Raw genomic sequence first — 17,101 nt, forward strand, 5'->3', positions numbered from 1 at the left:
TTATCCCTTAAAAATAACGCCATATTATAACAAATAATGAGACGAATCGCATGCTATATTTGTCAGTTTGTTTTACACAAGTAAGTCTATGTCGATGACGGTCATGCTTTGCATGGTTAGTGGCTCTATTTTGATACCAATAACTTTCTTTTACGGCTTATAGCTCTCTTTTGTAACTATAATTGATTTAGTTCAAAAGAGAATCAAGGAAACCCAGTGAAGATATATATGTGATACTTCAAACAAGGTTAACGTGGTCACTCTTTTACAGAGGATTGACTAGATTGGCTGTCTGTTAAAGTAAAACGCTCTGTCGGTAGATACTTATTTTGCTGCTTATACAAGTAACCTAGCATCTGCTCACGTATCTCACAGGCTAACGTCCATGCTTCTATAGGACCTACCGCTGAAACAGCACCGCGCAGTTGAATGGTGTTTTCTGTCACCTCCACGACAAATATTTCAGGCTCCGTTTTGTTATCCCAAAGCTTGTTGTCTTTGACCATCGAGATAAACTGCTGACGAATAGCGTCAATATCTGCACCATAATCAATATATAAGAAAACAGGACAGGTCTGATGTACTTCTGTATGTGACCAGTTCTCCACCCTATCAGTGATCAATTCACGCATTGGCACAATTAATCGACGCTCATCCCATGTTTTTAGTACCGCATAAGTGTAACGCAAGTCTTCAACGGTGCTAAAATTGCCATCCATTATCACACTATCGCCAATCCGTACTGGCTGAGTTACTGCCACTTGTACCCCTGCGATAATATTACCCAATATTGGCTGGGCGGCGATACCAATGACCACACCTGCGATGCCTGCTGAAGTCAATAAGGTCTTACCAAGGCCTTCCATATTGGCAAACTCACTAAGTCCTATCCAAAAGCTCCCCAAAATCATAACAAAGATAAAGACACGGCGGAATATCGAGACATAAGTACGGCGGCGACGCTCCTTATCGAAATGCTCTTCAGCCAAATTCTCAATCTGCATGTCTTGATAACGGTTGGCAAAGAAGTTAATAATGCGAATACCTAACCACATGGTACTGAATACCAGTCCAATCCAAATAAGGGGACGAGTGGATGAGGCAACTGCATCTAGGTAAGGAAAACCGCCAGAAACTAAGGTGAAAACGAGTGAAAAACTGATCGTAAAGGTCAAAGGTACCGTCAGTTTATTAACCAAATCTGCTACGCCATTGGTGCTACCAACATACATGCTGTACTTTTCATCATCGATATAATGATTGATGATTTTTTCAGTGCCTTTACTGAGTAGCCAGCCCACACTCATGGTTAATAAGAAAAACAGTATGAGCGCTGAAAACTCCCATAGCGCAATCCCGAATGTCTTTATTTTTAACCAAATAGGCAAATAACGTTCAAACTCAGCGGGATGATATTGCTCATAGAGATTATCAATATTGCCAACCGTCTGCGCAGAAAACACCCAAATAGGCGCTCCCTCACCTACTCGCACTCGCTGCAAATAGATAGGAACACGGCGCTCTCGATAATCAATGTATCCAAGCTGAAGAGAGCGTCTAGCAATGCCCATGACACTGCTAGTATTACCAAGTGGTGGCTCAATCAGACCGTCGGGACGATCTGGCATGTCGTCGAACACGTACAGCTCTTTTTCAGATAATAGAAAGTCCAGTCGCTTTGTCAGATCAAGCGCACGGCCACGTTGGCTTTTCTCATCAATCAAGTTCATATTTAACGCATAAGCGGCCAAATCGTACTGCTGCTTCATTACTGCTGATTGAAAAAACTCTAAGGCTGCAAGCGGCGTTTCTAAATTGGGTGGCTCAGACAATGGTGGCAGTCCGACATTCAGCTTATCGAGTATGTAGTAGCTCTCACTATACTCTCCTGTCAGTGCTGAGTCCCCTTGTAGCCTGCCTGCCTGTTCGACCGCACTACGCTCAGTAGGGTCAAATATTTCTTCTACTACACCAGAGAGACCAACACTATCCTCTCTCATATCATTGACTTTTTGAGAAGCATATTCAGCGAGATTGTCAGGTGTGCTTGATGACTGGGCGCTATCTTGCTCACTTGCGCCTTGTTCGCTTGCAGCCTGCGCATTGTCATTAATTGCTGCACTAACAGGTAGGCAAACAGCGCTAATCACAAGAATAAAAAAAGCGAGTAGCAATGACCGCAGGTTATAAACCTTCACGTCAGACGCGGCATTATTACGCTTATTGACATCCATACTGACATCAGTATTAGCAAACACATCAGTGGCTATACTATGGCTACTAGCAGCTCGATTTTTGAGGGTATTCATAGATTAACGGCCAGTAATTTATGTGAGAGTCGCATACAAAGGCTGTCCTTCATGAAGATGATTCTTATATTTTGTTAAGTCTACAAAAAAAGCCAGCTTAAAGCTGACTTAATTTATGACTATCTGTATGGGTATTCTGTAACACAATTACTTTAAGCGCGGCGCCATGTCGTACCAGCACGGCTGTCTTCGAGCTCAATACCAGCTTCTTTTAATTGTTCACGTATCTCATCAGCACGGGCAAAGTTTTTGTTGGCTTTAGACTCTGCACGTTCAATGATTAAACCATCGATAGCCGCATCCGTTAAACCATCATCTGCCTGTTCACCAATCACAGCTTGCAAGAATTGCTGTACTGGCTGCTGTAGAATATTGAGCACTTGCGCCAATGCCTTTAATTGCTGAGCTGACTGCCATGCGGTGTCTAACTCTTCAGCTTTAATGGCTTTGGTGATGTCACGTGCCAGCCCAAACAAGACACTGATTGCGGTTGAGCTATTAAAATCATCATTCATCGCTTTGATAAAATCTTGCCCAGCTTCACTACTGTAGGCTTCAGTAGTCAACGCTTCATCAATTATGAGCGTCTCACCCTTTAACTGTTCTGCCAATTTTAGAACGTTATAGAGCCTGCTTAGGCTATTATGTGCTTCGTCTAATGCACTGTCCGAGAAATTGACTTGGCTGCGATAATGACTTGATAATAAGAAAAACCGCACTGTTTCAGGTAGGTACTTTGCCATTACATCGCGAATGGTAAAAAAATTACCCAACGATTTAGACATTTTTTCGCCATCGACGTTAATAAATCCAACGTGCATCCAGTTGCGTGCATACTCGCAGCCAGTTGCAGCTTCAGACTGAGCAATTTCGTTTTCGTGATGCGGGAACTGTAAGTCGTGACCACCGCCATGAATATCAAAGGTGCTACCTAGGCATTTAGTCGACATCGCAGAGCATTCAATATGCCAGCCTGGTCGTCCTTGTCCCCATGGTGACGCCCACTGCGGCTCATTAGGCTTTGCGGATTTCCATAGTACAAAATCAAACGGATTGCGCTTGTCATTTTCGACATCGACGCGTGAGCCCGCCTGCATATCATCGAGGTTGCGCTTGGATAATTTGCCATAATCGGCAAAGCTATCGACAGCGTAGTAAACATCACCATTGTCGCCAGCGTACGCATAGTCGCCTGTGACCAGCATTCCAATCATTTGCTGCATCTCATCAATATGATCCGTCGCACGCGGTTCAGCGTCTGGCATCTGGCATCCAAGCGCCCTCGCATCTTCATGCATGGCTTCGATAAAACGCTGCGTCAGCGTACCAATCTCTTCGCCATTTTCGCTAGCACGCGCGATAATTTTGTCATCGATATCCGTAATATTACGCACATAGTTAACGTTATAGCCCAATTGTGCCAGCCAGCGTACCGCCATATCAAATCCGACCATCACTCGCGCATGACCAATGTGACAATAATCATAAACGGTCATACCGCACACATACATGCCTACTTGCCCTGCTTTGAGTGGTACGAACTGGCGTTTTCCGCCAGTCAATGAGTCATAAATCGCAAGCTGAGACATCGCATCGGCAAGTGGTGTGGTCATAGTAAAAAAGCCTTTTAATATAAATAAAATTGATTAAATAAAAAGTAAAAACATTGCCTGCGTTTGATTAACAGGCAATATAAACCACTGTCGTCATAAATATAACGACCGTGATATAAAACTTAACCCATTATCTTAGCGAAAACAGTCATAAAATACTACAATGAGCGCGCAACTAACACTATTCCATCACAAAAATGATTAAGGATTTAGATATGGGCAATCGCTTGAGTAAAATATACACACGTACTGGAGATGACGGCAGCACAGGTATGGCAGATGGTAGCCGTCTCAGTAAAGCTGATGACATATTCAACGTCATGGGTGATATTGACGAGCTTAACTCACACATTGGTCTGGTGCGCGCCCAGTTACAACGCAATAAAGGCCAATCTATCGCAAAGGAATTTTCTGAAGGCTTAATCATTATTCAGCACTTACTATTCAATATCGGTGGTGAACTGGCTATGCCAGAATATGAAGGGGTCAATGCCACTCATATTGAATGGTTAGAGCAACAGATTGATGCCATGAATACCACCTTGCCACCGCTAAAAGATTTTATCTTACCGACAGGTTCCGTATTGGTTAGCCAATTACATGTCGCGCGTAGTGTGTGTCGCCGTGCTGAGCGTCAAGCAGTGCTATTACAACAGCAGCGTCCAGAAGCCATTCGCCGCACCGCAGTAAGCTTTATCAATCGCTTGTCTGACTGGTTGTTTGTCGCTGCTCGTTTTTGTACCGACCCCAAGCAAGTCTCTGAAGTACTATGGGACAGTCAGGTATTAAAAGATTTTGCTGAGAAAAAATAGCGGTACGTGATTATTAAAATATAAAGAAAAGCCCGCAACCTTAACGCTGCGGGCTTTTCTTGTGCTTATCATCTAATCATTTATTTAGGCTAGCTAACTGATTAGTAAGTAGCAGTGCTGTCTTCGATGATTATCATATCAATAGATTCATCTTTAGGTACTTCTTTTGGTTTTGCTGGCGTTTTAGGCTCAGACGTAGCCGTTTGATTGTTCGCTGCTGGACTGCTCTGACTTTCTGCTGGCTTATTGATGGTTGGCGGCGTCGCAGGTTCAGCAGGACGAGTCGGCTCAACCGGCGTTACTGCTCTAGGCTCACGAATTTGTGCTGGCTGACTGTTGTTTTCCTGAGTAGCAGCGCGTTGGCTTTCCACTGCTGACTGGAACACAGAGCCTGCCATTACATCAGCAACGATGGTCATTAATGCTGGTTGTCCGGCGATACGTGTACGTACCTGGCCACCTTGAGTGCCTACGACATAAGTGAAAGCGTCATCAACGAGCATGTTGTTATTAATACGAATGTTGTTTTGTGCTAAACGTGACTGCAAGCTTGGCTGATTATTGGCCGCTTGTACTTGACTAGCCTGATACAAATCTGCACTTGGTAGCGTCATGCTAACGCTTGCCTGACAAGTCGTCATACCATTTGCATTGGCTTGTTGCAATACCGCTGCGTTCTGTACATCAATCACAATACCGCTCATTTTATCCGTGATAGCACCGCTAGCAAGATTGATCTGAGCATCGTTTGCGTAGTTGGCAGCCAGCGTTTGCGCTTGCTGATTGAGCGTATTCTTTAGAGCCGATTTGAGACGATCTTGTACCATTGGATCATCACAGCTAACGGCAGTGGCTGACGTGTTTTCAGTAGCGGTCGAATCCTGTTCTGTGAGCTCTGCTGCCTCAGTGCTGTCTTCTTTCTCTGAGCGATCACAGCCTGCAAGCGCCAAACTACATACGATACCGATTCCAGCGACTTTCTGCCACTTGCTTAAACTCTTATTTGCTACGCTCATATTGATTCTGCTCCCAATTTACTAATTCGTACCGCCACTGAAGGACAGTGATTGATGTTCAAACCGCAACTCTAGCTGCCATAGGTCTGAAAACCAGATTATTATACGGTGTTTGGATGAAATGGTCATTAGTGTAGCCCATGGATATACAAATAACGCCCCACATAATGGGTAAAACCTACACTTGGTTGCAAAAACATAACAAATACATGCCTATGAACTCCATGTAAGTGCTTTTTTAAATTATTACCGCTGGCAAACAAAAGAGAAAAAACTATCAACTGTCTGTTTTACAAATTTTATTAGACGCTGCTTATATGAGGCTATATGATTGCTCATAAAAACAGCAGATCATATAAATAATGATAAATATAAAGAACACTCGCTTACTCGGTCATCGAGGCGCTCGTGGCGAAGCATTAGAAAACACCTTTATGGGATTTCAGCATGCTCAACGTCTAAATGCTCATGGTTTAACAGGAGTGGAGTTTGATGTACAACTGAGCGCTGATGGTCATTTAGTAGTGTTTCATGATGATGACTTGGCACGGATGTGTCGTCAGCAGTCACGCATTGATCAGTTAAGTATGGTAGAAATTCAACGCCAACGACAGTTTGAACATCAAATCATCCCATTAGCCAGTATGGCGCCTTTGCTGAGTAGCTTTACGCACATTGAGCTTGAGATTAAGACACATAGCCGCACCGATTACCCCAAATTAATGAGAGCGTTGACACATAATTTAATTGATAGCCCATTTGCCAATCTTCCTATTGCACTAACCAGTTTTGATATGGAATTGCATGCTCGACTGCAACGCAGCAAGCTATTAATGCATATACCGCGCGGCCTGTTAATTGATACGCCTCAAGCGCTGACAACCGCAACCAATACTGCGCTACAACTTGGCTGTGGCCAGTTAGGTATTTACTATCCTCTAATTAACCAATCTGTCATTGAACGTAGCCACCGTTACGGCCTACCCGTAAGCGCTTGGACGGTCAATGACACGGATATGATTGAACAGCTGATAAAATGGCAAACCGATGTCATTATTACTGATTTTCCAAGCCATTTATTACTAAACTCATAAATCTATTTCTTATTTCGTTCATTCAAAAAACCTACATATTTTTAGTGTTGCTTACACTTCTCCTTAATGCCTGATAAGTCACAGGTTATTTCTACCAATACATTCTATAATCCATACAAGTTGTTGTTATTTAGCAATATTTTTATAGTGTATAAGTGTTCACTTTGTTAGATTTTTAAGGTACTATAGAGACTTAAATTAATACCGTTAGGGATATTATATGATTGCAAAAAAAGCACTTGGCTTACCGCTGAAAGGCTTACGTTTCGCTATCAGATCTGGTGATACTCTTGTGAAAGCTGCCAGCACTCAAGTCACACGTTTTAAAACGCGTTTTGATGAGAGTAACTTGCTTAATGAGCAGCCAGTTGCAAAGCGCAACTACGCTGACACTGCCGTTCAAATTGATGCTCCTGAAGATAGCAGCATTGATATGCGTGAGTTTGAGTTTACAAAAGCGCCAATCAATTGGATTCCAGCGTCTATATTAGTAGCCACGCCTATTGCTGCTGCTATCATTACGCCATGGTATCTGTTGACTCATGAAGTTAGCGCGCCAGTTTGGGGTGTATTTGGTGCCTTTATGGTATGGACAGGTATCAGTATTACTGCTGGTTATCATCGCCTGCTATCGCATCGTGCTTATAAAGCACACCCGATTGTCAAAAACTTTTTATTGCTAGGTTCCACCTTTGCCGTACAAGGTTCAGCGTTTGATTGGGTTTCTGGTCACCGTACGCATCATCGTCATGTCGATGATCGCTTAGAAGATCCGTACTCAGCAAAGCGTGGCTTTTTCTTCAGTCACATGGGCTGGATGCTACGCAATTATCCTAGTGGTAAATTTGACTATAAAAATATCCCTGACCTAACCAAAGATAGAACGCTGCAAATTCAGCATAAATATTACGGTTTATGGGTTGCGGCATTGAACATCGGTGCAGTCGCCGCGATCGGTTGGTTATTGGGTGATGTTTGGGGTACTTTGGTCATCGTAGGCTTACTACGTCTGGTGCTGACGCACCACTTTACCTTCTTCATCAACTCGTTATGTCATATGTTTGGTAGCCGTCCTTATACTGATACCAATACTGCTCGTGATAACTTCTTCTTAGCTATCTTTACGTGGGGTGAGGGTTATCATAACTACCATCACTTCTTCCAATACGATTATCGTAATGGCGTAAAATGGTGGCAGTATGATCCAACTAAATGGTTGATTGCTGGCCTATCAAAGCTAGGCTTAACCAGTGAGCTACGTACTGTTGATGACACCACTATCAAGCATGCCGAAGTACAAATGCAGTTCAAGGCCGCCCAACAGCAGATTGATACGGTAGCCAGTACTGGCCTTGATCTTCCTCATGCGATGAAGAGCTTCCAAGATCGTATTAAGTTTGAATACGATGCATTTATACAAACTGTCGAAGAATGGCAAGCACTGAAAGCTCAAACAATTGAGTTGAAAAAGACAGAATATGCTGATCGATTGCATGAAGTTGATGATAAGCTAAAGCATGACTATGCCAAGATTGAGCAAAAAATACTTGAGCATAATAGCAATCTAAAAACGGCGTTTCGCTCTATTGGTATGAGTAAAAAAGCAGCTTAATTACCTATAATATAGCGCTGATTTATTTTGATAATTGCAAAGCTTCTCCTTCCCTCTATCCGTCATGGATAGGGGGATTTTTTTCTTTAGTATTACAAGAGATGGACAGAGCGACACGATGTCATATGACGGCTATGTTATAGTAATCCCTTTACTCTGATATTCAAATGGGAACGGCTCATATGCGTTATCAAAATACCTATGTCAACCTAGACACACGCCTCTATCATGAGCAATCGCCAACGGCATTAGATAATCCACGTGCGGGTCATTTCAATACACAAGTTGCACAGCAATTGGGCTGGTCAGAAGATGATGGCTTGATGACTCGTTGGGTTGAGATACTCGGTGGTCAATACGTACCAGCTGAGTTTCAACCGTTGGCTATGGCTTATGCTGGTCACCAGTTTGGACAGTGGGCAGGACAATTGGGTGATGGTCGTGGCCTATTGATGGCGCAAGTAATCGATAGTAATAATCAACCGCAAGACTTACATCTAAAAGGCGCTGGTCTCACGCCTTACTCACGGATGGGCGATGGACGCGCTGTACTGCGCAGTACTATTCGTGAATATTTATGTGGTCATGCGCTTACGCAATTGGGTATTTCCTCCTCTAACGCTTTAGGATTTGTGGTCTCCGATACCAGAGTACGTCGTGAGCGCATAGAAGCTGGTGCGGCGTTGATGCGCGTGGCTGATAGTCATATTCGACTCGGTCATATCGAATGGATCACCAGTTTTGCCCCTGATTTACTCGCTGAATTCACCGACTATATGATCGACACTTATTATCCAGAGTGCCGCGATAGCGAAAAACCTATATTGGCATTTTTGACCGCCGTGGTTGAGCGTACCGCACGGATGATTGCTGACTGGCAATTGATTGGCTTTGCTCATGGTGTTATGAATACAGACAACTTATCTATTACAGGTAGCACCTTAGACTTTGGGCCTTTTGGCTTCATGGAACGATTCAACCCTGCTTGGATCAACAACCACTCTGACCACACAGGTCGATACGCTTATCAAAACCAGCCTGCTATCGGTCATTGGAATCTCAATGCTTGGTTACCACACTTTATGCGTCTAGAGGGTGTCACTCGGGAGGCATTAGCCGATTGTTTGGCGCCTTATGAGGCGACCTTTATGCAGCATTATCAGCAAGGATTGTGCTGTAAACTTGGGTTACCGCACGAGTCCGATAGTCTGAGATTGGCTTTTGAGTGGTTAACGTTATTAGAAGATAACTTGCTCGATTATACCAATAGCTTCCGCGCGCTACTGGGATTAGTCGCACCAAGCGCTCATCCATATGAGCAGCAGCTACTGGTGACCATGACTGCTGAGCTTAACGATGAGGCAACACAAGTATGGCAAGCGTGGTCGACACGTTATGTGGCTCAAATACAGCAACTGCCACTTGAGCAAGTCATCAACGAGATGACCGGTAATAATCCTGTTTATATATTGCGTAATAGTATGGCGCAGCGTGCCATCACAGCGGCAGAGCAAGGTCAGTTTGAAGAAGTCAATCGAGTGTTTAAGTTATTGGCGAACCCCTACCATGTACAAGATATCGCCACCGATTTGGATATTGCACCCCCTCTTCCTCATACGCCACAAGAGCCGATTAGTTGCTCATCTTAATCTAGGGCATGTCCTCAATTCAAACGATAGCCATCTAACTGGGCTAAAAACGGCTAAATTTTGCCAAACATTGTCAAATAGCTGGTTAATATCTCGATATTAACCAGCTATTTGACAATGTTTGGCGGCAATTCATCTCATTTTTATTTCCACTTTTAAAGTGAGGACATACCCGAGTCTATCATTCTGTAATATTTTGAAACATTATGGGGTTAAGGTTGGTATTTGGCTCTGTTTTTTGGCATCATCAATGAGATAAATAATGAATATCATTTTATTATATTGTTCCGACAATTCACGGCTGTTGACTAGGCGTGAATTGTCAATAGTGCTAGAATGATGGTTTTACTAAATTACATTTTTAAGCTTGTCTTTAATCGTTGGTTACTATGTCTGTAATCATTAGTTTTTAATGTCAATGTACCCTTAGATTATGATCATTCCATGATTTTTTGAGGGTAAAACGTTATTTTTTATCTCCATTTACTTTATTCCAATTTATTCCAACCATGGCAATTATTATGAATGACGATACCCATTTGAATACGGATCACCTTACGACAGAAAAAGAGCAGTTTGAACAAGCTGCCTTGCATTACCATGAGTTCCCGCGCCCGGGTAAAATCTCAGTCACGCCTATTAAGCAGCTGGCTAACCAGCGCGATTTAGCGCTTGCCTACTCACCTGGTGTAGCGGTTCCTTGTCTTGAAATTGAAAGAGACCCGACGCTAGCAGCTAAATATACGGCTCGTAGCAACTTGGTAGGCGTCATCACTAACGGTACTGCGGTACTGGGTCTAGGTAATATTGGTCCATTGGCATCAAAACCTGTCATGGAAGGTAAAGGCGTTTTATTCAAAAAATTCGCAGGTATCGATGTTTTTGATCTCGAAATTGCACAAAACGATCCAGATAAATTCATCGAAGCAGTCGCCTCTCTTGAGCCTACTTTTGGTGGTATTAACTTAGAAGACATCAAAGCACCAGAATGTTTCAAAATTGAGCGTGAATTGCGTAAGCGCATGAACATCCCTGTATTCCATGATGATCAACATGGTACGTCAATCATCGTTGCTGCAGCGATGCTCAACGCGTTGTTGATTACTGGCAAAAAAATCGAAGAAATTAAAGTGGTTTGTTCGGGTGCCGGTGCTGCTGCTATTTCTTGTTTAGACATCATTTGCGCACTTGGTGTGAATAAAAACAATATCTTTGTTTCAGATTCACGCGGTATCATCACCACCATTCGTGAAAATCTTGATGAAACCAAACAGCGCTATGCACGCGAGACGACTGCGACCACTATCGAAGAAGTCATGGACGATGTCGATATGTTCTTGGGCTTATCTATGCCTGGTACATTGTCTGAAGATATGGTTCGCCGTATGGCCAAAGACCCTATCGTCTTTGCACTTGCCAACCCAACGCCTGAAATCATGCCAGAATTGGCACATGCCGTACGTCCAGACGTCATCATGGCAACAGGTCGCTCAGACTATCCAAACCAAGTAAACAACGCACTATGCTTCCCTTACATCTTCCGTGGTGCACTAGATGTTGGTGCGACTACTGTCAACGAAGAAATGAAAGTTGCTTGTGTAAAAGCAATCGCTGCGATGGCACACGTTGAAGCAACGCCAACTGCAAGCGTTCGTAACATCGAAAAAATGCAAAGTTTCGGTCGTGATTACTTAATTCCAGGACCTCTAGAGCCAAATCTAATCATTGAGATTGCTTCTGCGGTCGCCCAAGCTGCCATGGATTCAGGCGTTGCCACATTGCCTATCGATGACATGCAAGCCTATCGTCAGCGTTTGTCTGAGTTTGTTTATAACTCTGCGTTTGTGATGAAGCCAATCTTTGCTCGTGCCAAATCTGATCCAAAACGTATTGTTTACTGTGAAGGCGAAGACAACAATATCTTGCTCGCTGTGCAAGTGGTCGTTGATGAGAAACTAGCGAAGCCTATCTTGGTTGGTCGTCCTTCAGTGATTGAAGCCAATATCGAAAAACTGGGCTTACGTCTAAAAGATGGCGAGAATATTACCATCGTCAACGTTGATGATGACCCTCGTTATAAAGACTACTGGCAGGGCTACTACGAGCAAAACAAACGTCGCGGTGTCAGCATCGAGCTTGCGCGCCGTGACGTTCGTCGCAAAACCACATTGATTGGCTCGTTATTGGTCGAAAATGGTGCGGCAGATGGCATGGTATGTGGTACGTTTGGCCATTACCAGTTGCATCTAAAATACGTTGAAAGCGTCATCGGCAAAAAAGAAGGCATGAACGACTTCTATGCGATGAATGCGGTACTCATGCAAGATCGTAACATTTTCATCGCGGATACCTATATTCACGAAGATCCAACGGCTGAACAGTTGGCTGAAATGACAGTGTTGGCAGTTGACCAATTACGTCGCTTCGGTATCACGCCACGTGTCGCGCTAGTGTCTCATTCTAACTTTGGTGCATCAAACCGTACCAGCGCTGTTAAAATGCGCAAGGTATACCAGATACTAACAGATATGAATGTAGACTTTGAGTTTGATGGTGAGATGCAAGGTGATGCGGCGCTGAATGAGCATATCCGTCTAAACGATATGCCATCAAGTCCGTTAAAAGGTGCAGCGAACTTGCTCATCTTACCAACACTTGATGCGTCGAATATTGCCTTCAACCTGCTCAAAACAGCAACTGGCAGTGCTTCTATTGGCCCTATTTTATTAGGTACCAATAAGCCAGTACACATCATGACACCATCAGCGACTGCACGTGGTATCGTCAACATGACTGCACTGACAGTGACTGAAGCTCAAGACTTAGAAAGCGAAAAATAGTCATCTATCATATGCAATATGATTAAGATGGGTTCTATCATCCACTGACAGAACCCCGTCTGCTATACTAAAACCAGTCAATGCGACTTATAAAGCATTGGCTGTTTTTTTTGATCAATGAAAACTGAGCTGATGATAATTTAATCAATACAGCGATAATAAGTACAATGACATTTTGCTAAATAAACAGAGGCTTTTATGCAAATATACCTTGTGGGCGGAGCTGTTCGCGATCGACTCCTAAAGCGTCCTATCAAAGATAAAGACTTTGTGGTTGTTGGTGCAACCGTTGCAGAAATGATCGATGCAGGATTCCAGCAAGTCGGTGCAGACTTCCCTGTATTTTTGCATCCTAACAGTCATGAAGAGTACGCACTGGCACGCACGGAACGAAAGCAAGGATTAGGCTATCAAGGCTTTAGCATACATGCCAGCCCTGATGTGAGTTTAGAAGAAGACTTACAACGCCGTGACTTGACCATCAATGCCATGGCAATAGAAGTCACTAGCCTAAATGATGACACCCCTATCAATGGTGACGTCATTGACTATTACGGTGGACTGGTTGATTTAGAAAACAAAACTTTGCGCCATGTATCCAGTGCATTTAGCGAAGACCCATTACGCGTGCTCCGAACAGCTCGTTTCTATAGTCGTTACTATGATTTAGGGTTCAGTATCGCAGAAGATACCTTGACGCTAATGCGTCAACTGGTCGATTCAGGTGAGCTGACACATCTAAGTAGTGAACGCATTTGGCAAGAGTCCAGCCGTGCAACTATGCAATTATCGCCCCAAGTCTACTGGCAGCAGCTGTTCGAAATCGATGCACTGACAGAATATTTTGCGCCATTGCATCAGGCTTGGGCTACTACTCAGATACGAGAGACGGTACAGACTGCGCTATATTTTGCAGGGCAAATGAAATTGAGTCTGTCACAGCGTTGGGCACTGCTAATGAGTAGCCTTAATCCATCTCTATTTACCTCAGAGCCTATAAACGAAAATGCGAACAAATCAGCCAATATAAAAGATATTAATGAGATTGGCAACATGACTAAGGTACCAAAAGCACACACCCAATTTGCCAATTTATTTGTACAACAATCCGAAAATCTCAGCAAGATAAATAGCCTGAGCGCTGCTGAAAAAATAGACCTTGTACAAACCTGCGGGGCTCATAAAGAGCCTGATAAATTGTCTCAATTACTCGTGTGTAGTCATGTCCTACAACTGGCAGTGCAACATCGTCAGATGATGATCGCGCTAAATAGCTTTCATGCTATCGGCATGACAGATATAGCAGCAGACCTCAAGGGCCCAGCCATTGGTGCGGCATTGCGGCAGGCTAGAATTGAGCATTTACAAGTACAGAACTCACATAAAAAACATTAGAGAGCAGATAGTATCTTAGCTATGAATCAAACCATCGACGCCCTCCAATCAGAAAGCATCAATGCCAAAGCGCCAGTGATGCTCGTCACAGGAAGTGCTAAGCGTATTGGCGCAGCGATTATTAGAGCCGCTCACAGCCAAGGCTATCGAGTCATTATTCATTGTCATCATAGTGAATCAGAAGCCCAAGTATTGGCCACACAGCTGAATAGTCTGCGTGCGGATAGTGCATCGCTTATCATCGCCGATTTAGCCATCGTCGATGATAGCAACGCTTTGAGCACACTCGTCAAAAATATTGTAGAAACCTTTGGCCAACTAGATGTATTGGTACACAATGCTTCTCGCTTTTACCCTAGCCCACTTGGCAGCATTAATCACGCACAGTGGGACGAGCTATTTTTGACCAATGCCAAAGCGCCTTTATTATTGAGCCAAGCACTATTTCCTTACCTTAAAAACCAGCAAGGTTGTATTATCAGCCTACTGGACATTCACGCGCATGATAAGCCGTTTAGCAATTATACTGTCTACAATATGGCAAAAGCGGCTCATCGTATGATGGTGCAGTCTTTAGCACTTGAGATGGCACCAGAGGTACGGGGCAATGGCGTCGCACCTGGCGTCAATATCTTACCTGACACTGATAGCGACCAAGCATTGGATCATGATCAGCAACGAAGTATCATCGGCTCAATCCCTATGCAGCGCATAGGTCGACCTGATGAAATTGCCCATAGCGTGCTGTATCTTGTGCAGGCCCATTACCTCACTGGTGAGATTATTACTGTTGATGGTGGTCGCAGTCTAACCCTAGCTGGTGGTCAAGTTTAATAGAAAATGGCACTTCATAAAAAATATCTTGATAATGGCCCATTTTTTGCTTGAAAAATTCAAAAAATCAGGTATCATTGTCCGTCTAGCGTTAGGGCCCATAGCTCAGTTGGTTAGAGCAGAGGACTCATAATCCTTTGGTCGTAGGTTCAAGTCCTACTGGGCCCACCAAATTCAAACCCTTACAGTCATTGACCTGTAAGGGTTTTTTATTGTCTAAAACTTATGTGAAAGCATTGATGTAATTAATTTTTTGATACTATCTTGATACTTTGACCCTTGTAGTAATTAAAGTATGATGACTACTAACACTATAGTTATGTACTGCTGCATGGGTGATATATGAAAGTTAAACTTACCAAAAAACTTATTGATTCAGTAGACTATACCGCTAAAGGTACTGAAATCTATATGGACGATGTACTAACTGGTTTTGCGCTACGTGTAGGTAAGCAGTCAAAGCGATATACATTGCATAAGCGCATCAATGGAAAGCTGTATAGAGACGAAGTAGAAGAAACGCATTTAATTACACTAACTGAAGCACGTGAAAAAGCCAGTATAATGATGGCTAACATCAAAAAAGGCATGCATGTTTATGATGGGCTTCATGAAAACCTAGAAGACCCGAAAAATAAGACCAATAATGTGCCAACACTGCAAGAAGCTTATGACTACTTTAAATCAACGAAGATTGGCTTAGCTGAAGGTACTATTACCACTTATGACCGTCAAATATCTTGCTTGCCATAATCAAATTATACGTATGAGTTAGGCTGGCATAAAAATGACTTGTTTATCATAAGCTATGAAGATACTTGAAATTACTTAAATGAGAAATCCCCCTAAATTATGGAGATGTAAATATCATAAATATTTCGCCATAGAGCTCTTAGAGCTATCAGCTTAGAGTTTAAGTAACTCCGTACCCTTAGTGACTCAAGGCTATGAGAGCTTTAGATGGATTAGTTAGGTAGACTGTTTAAACTTATGCTGTTCTTAAAGAGTCAATTATTCTCTACTCACAATCTCAAGCTTCACCTCGTGCGCCATCAAAGCCTCTTGAGTAACCGCCAAAAACCTAGTTTTCATATCATTCATATATGGCTGTAATACTGAATCTTTGATAGTAGTAGCAGACTGTTTTTCACGCTCTGCTATTTTATTTAGCTTTACTAAGCTCTGATTGTGCATAGCACCTTTGGGCAAGATATACCCTGCTGCTTCAATACGTTCAGCGATAACTTCCGCAAGTTGCAGGCCTGCTAAATCATAATCAGCAAAGATATACTTAGGGCAGGTCAAGCTTGCTATCTCTGTTGCGACACTATAGATGTTTTTATCATCGTGCCCTCTGTAGATAAGCAATACCATTCCATTGTCACTTATACCCTCTATTGAACTTAAATGACTTTCAGTAAACTCAGTAAAAGACGCAAAGTTTTCAATCACTAGGACTATATCTACGTCCCAATTTATAATATGATTTATATGCACACCCAAATAAGACTGTAATGGTGTTGATTGATTAGCGAAGTGGTCAGTTGTCTGACTTAACATCTCTGCCCTACCCAATAAGCGACATAAAATAAACCCTTGCGTTGGCGATCTACTCAATATTTTCTCATCAGCCATTATGGTACTATTTTCTAATCGTCCTTTTTGGGATAAAGCGTCAATATCATCTGAAATAAGGTTAACGCCCGTTCCAGCTTTTACTAAATTAATAATGCTTTGCCAACCCATATCAGACAAGTATATTTTTTTGCCTGCTGAATATCCAATCGTTTTATCATGCTGACACAACATATAAAAAACATTGTCTTCATTACGGTACGCGAATACCTTCGTGCGTTTGAGCAAACCCTCACGTAAGGTTTTCAATGTTCTTTTTTGAGCTAACTTATTAACAAGTCTTGGCTCCATA

General features: G+C 42.9%; 12 protein-coding genes and 1 tRNA gene. 9 read left to right on the forward strand and 4 right to left on the reverse strand.

Translation table 11 applies throughout. The features are described from left to right. Positions 1-257: 257 nt before the first annotated feature. Complete coding sequence (locus I6E84_RS08615; protein ID WP_227681397.1) at positions 258-2,309, reverse strand: mechanosensitive ion channel family protein; 2,052 nt, start codon at positions 2,307-2,309, stop codon at positions 258-260. A 152-nt stretch (positions 2,310-2,461) separates the two neighbouring features. Then, entirely contained in the window at positions 2,462-3,922 is a 1,461-nt protein-coding gene (cysS, locus tag I6E84_RS08620; protein ID WP_197217476.1) for a cysteine--tRNA ligase, read from the reverse strand. 215 nt (positions 3,923-4,137) lie between these two features. Here cysS and I6E84_RS08625 point away from each other — a divergent pair, with 215 nt between their 5' ends. Continuing rightward, entirely contained in the window at positions 4,138-4,734 is a 597-nt protein-coding gene (locus tag I6E84_RS08625) for a cob(I)yrinic acid a,c-diamide adenosyltransferase (protein ID WP_194196722.1), read from the forward strand. A gap of 101 nt (positions 4,735-4,835) precedes the next feature. On the opposite strand, the gene I6E84_RS08630 is transcribed toward I6E84_RS08625, so the two are convergent. Beyond that, positions 4,836-5,750 (reverse strand): hypothetical protein, encoded by a 915-nt coding sequence (locus I6E84_RS08630; protein WP_197217477.1) that lies wholly within the window; start codon positions 5,748-5,750, stop codon positions 4,836-4,838. A 362-nt stretch (positions 5,751-6,112) separates the two neighbouring features. Between I6E84_RS08630 and I6E84_RS08635 the strand changes: the two genes are divergently transcribed. The 8 genes from I6E84_RS08635 to I6E84_RS08670 all read left to right on the forward strand — a co-directional run bounded on the left by I6E84_RS08635 (position 6,113) and on the right by I6E84_RS08670 (position 15,927). After that, positions 6,113-6,844: a glycerophosphodiester phosphodiesterase gene (locus tag I6E84_RS08635; protein WP_197217478.1), complete on the forward strand. Its 732-nt coding sequence runs from the start codon at positions 6,113-6,115 to the stop codon at positions 6,842-6,844. Positions 6,845-7,277: 433 nt separating this feature from the next. Next, complete coding sequence (locus I6E84_RS08640) at positions 7,278-8,456, forward strand: acyl-CoA desaturase (protein WP_197217585.1); 1,179 nt, start codon at positions 7,278-7,280, stop codon at positions 8,454-8,456. Positions 8,457-8,638: 182 nt separating this feature from the next. Beyond that, positions 8,639-10,105 carry a protein adenylyltransferase SelO gene (locus I6E84_RS08645; RefSeq protein ID WP_197217480.1) on the forward strand — a complete coding sequence of 489 codons (1,467 nt, stop codon included), beginning with the start codon at positions 8,639-8,641 and terminating at the stop codon, positions 10,103-10,105. Between the two features lie 521 nt (positions 10,106-10,626). Next, on the forward strand, positions 10,627-12,945 hold the full coding sequence (locus tag I6E84_RS08650; RefSeq protein WP_197217482.1) for an NADP-dependent malic enzyme: 2,319 nt from the start codon (positions 10,627-10,629) through the stop codon (positions 12,943-12,945). Between the two features lie 198 nt (positions 12,946-13,143). Then, on the forward strand, positions 13,144-14,340 hold the full coding sequence (locus tag I6E84_RS08655) for a tRNA nucleotidyltransferase (RefSeq protein WP_197217484.1): 1,197 nt from the start codon (positions 13,144-13,146) through the stop codon (positions 14,338-14,340). A 21-nt stretch (positions 14,341-14,361) separates the two neighbouring features. Next, positions 14,362-15,174 carry a pteridine reductase gene (locus tag I6E84_RS08660; protein WP_197217486.1) on the forward strand — a complete coding sequence of 271 codons (813 nt, stop codon included), beginning with the start codon at positions 14,362-14,364 and terminating at the stop codon, positions 15,172-15,174. Between the two features lie 94 nt (positions 15,175-15,268). Further along, a tRNA-Ile gene (locus tag I6E84_RS08665) sits at positions 15,269-15,345 on the forward strand. Between the two features lie 171 nt (positions 15,346-15,516). Further along, positions 15,517-15,927 carry a hypothetical protein gene (locus tag I6E84_RS08670; RefSeq protein WP_227681399.1) on the forward strand — a complete coding sequence of 137 codons (411 nt, stop codon included), beginning with the start codon at positions 15,517-15,519 and terminating at the stop codon, positions 15,925-15,927. A gap of 258 nt (positions 15,928-16,185) precedes the next feature. Here I6E84_RS08670 and I6E84_RS08675 read toward each other — a convergent pair whose 3' ends face one another. After that, a complete protein-coding gene (locus I6E84_RS08675) occupies positions 16,186-17,100 on the reverse strand; it encodes a hypothetical protein (protein WP_197217488.1) in 915 nt (304 codons plus the stop codon). Position 17,101: the final 1 nt, after the last annotated feature.

Origin of the sequence: Psychrobacter sp. SCQQ22 (assembly GCF_015864605.1) — a bacterium.
Taxonomy (GTDB): domain Bacteria; phylum Pseudomonadota; class Gammaproteobacteria; order Pseudomonadales; family Moraxellaceae; genus Psychrobacter; species Psychrobacter fozii.

Excerpts from the sequence above, each read along its gene's own strand:
- I6E84_RS08615 (WP_227681397.1), bottom strand. The coding sequence starts at position 2,309 with ATGAATACCCTCAAAAATCGAGCTGCTAGTAGCCATAGTATAGCCACT.
- cysS (WP_197217476.1), bottom strand. The coding sequence starts at position 3,922 with ATGACCACACCACTTGCCGATGCGATGTCTCAGCTTGCGATTTATGAC.
- I6E84_RS08625 (WP_194196722.1), top strand. The coding sequence starts at position 4,138 with ATGGGCAATCGCTTGAGTAAAATATACACACGTACTGGAGATGACGGC.
- I6E84_RS08630 (WP_197217477.1), bottom strand. The coding sequence starts at position 5,750 with ATGAGCGTAGCAAATAAGAGTTTAAGCAAGTGGCAGAAAGTCGCTGGA.
- I6E84_RS08635 (WP_197217478.1), top strand. The coding sequence starts at position 6,113 with ATGATAAATATAAAGAACACTCGCTTACTCGGTCATCGAGGCGCTCGT.
- I6E84_RS08640 (WP_197217585.1), top strand. The coding sequence starts at position 7,278 with ATGCGTGAGTTTGAGTTTACAAAAGCGCCAATCAATTGGATTCCAGCG.
- I6E84_RS08645 (WP_197217480.1), top strand. The coding sequence starts at position 8,639 with ATGCGTTATCAAAATACCTATGTCAACCTAGACACACGCCTCTATCAT.
- I6E84_RS08650 (WP_197217482.1), top strand. The coding sequence starts at position 10,627 with ATGAATGACGATACCCATTTGAATACGGATCACCTTACGACAGAAAAA.
- I6E84_RS08655 (WP_197217484.1), top strand. The coding sequence starts at position 13,144 with ATGCAAATATACCTTGTGGGCGGAGCTGTTCGCGATCGACTCCTAAAG.
- I6E84_RS08660 (WP_197217486.1), top strand. The coding sequence starts at position 14,362 with ATGAATCAAACCATCGACGCCCTCCAATCAGAAAGCATCAATGCCAAA.
- I6E84_RS08670 (WP_227681399.1), top strand. The coding sequence starts at position 15,517 with ATGAAAGTTAAACTTACCAAAAAACTTATTGATTCAGTAGACTATACC.
- I6E84_RS08675 (WP_197217488.1), bottom strand. The coding sequence starts at position 17,100 with ATGGAGCCAAGACTTGTTAATAAGTTAGCTCAAAAAAGAACATTGAAA.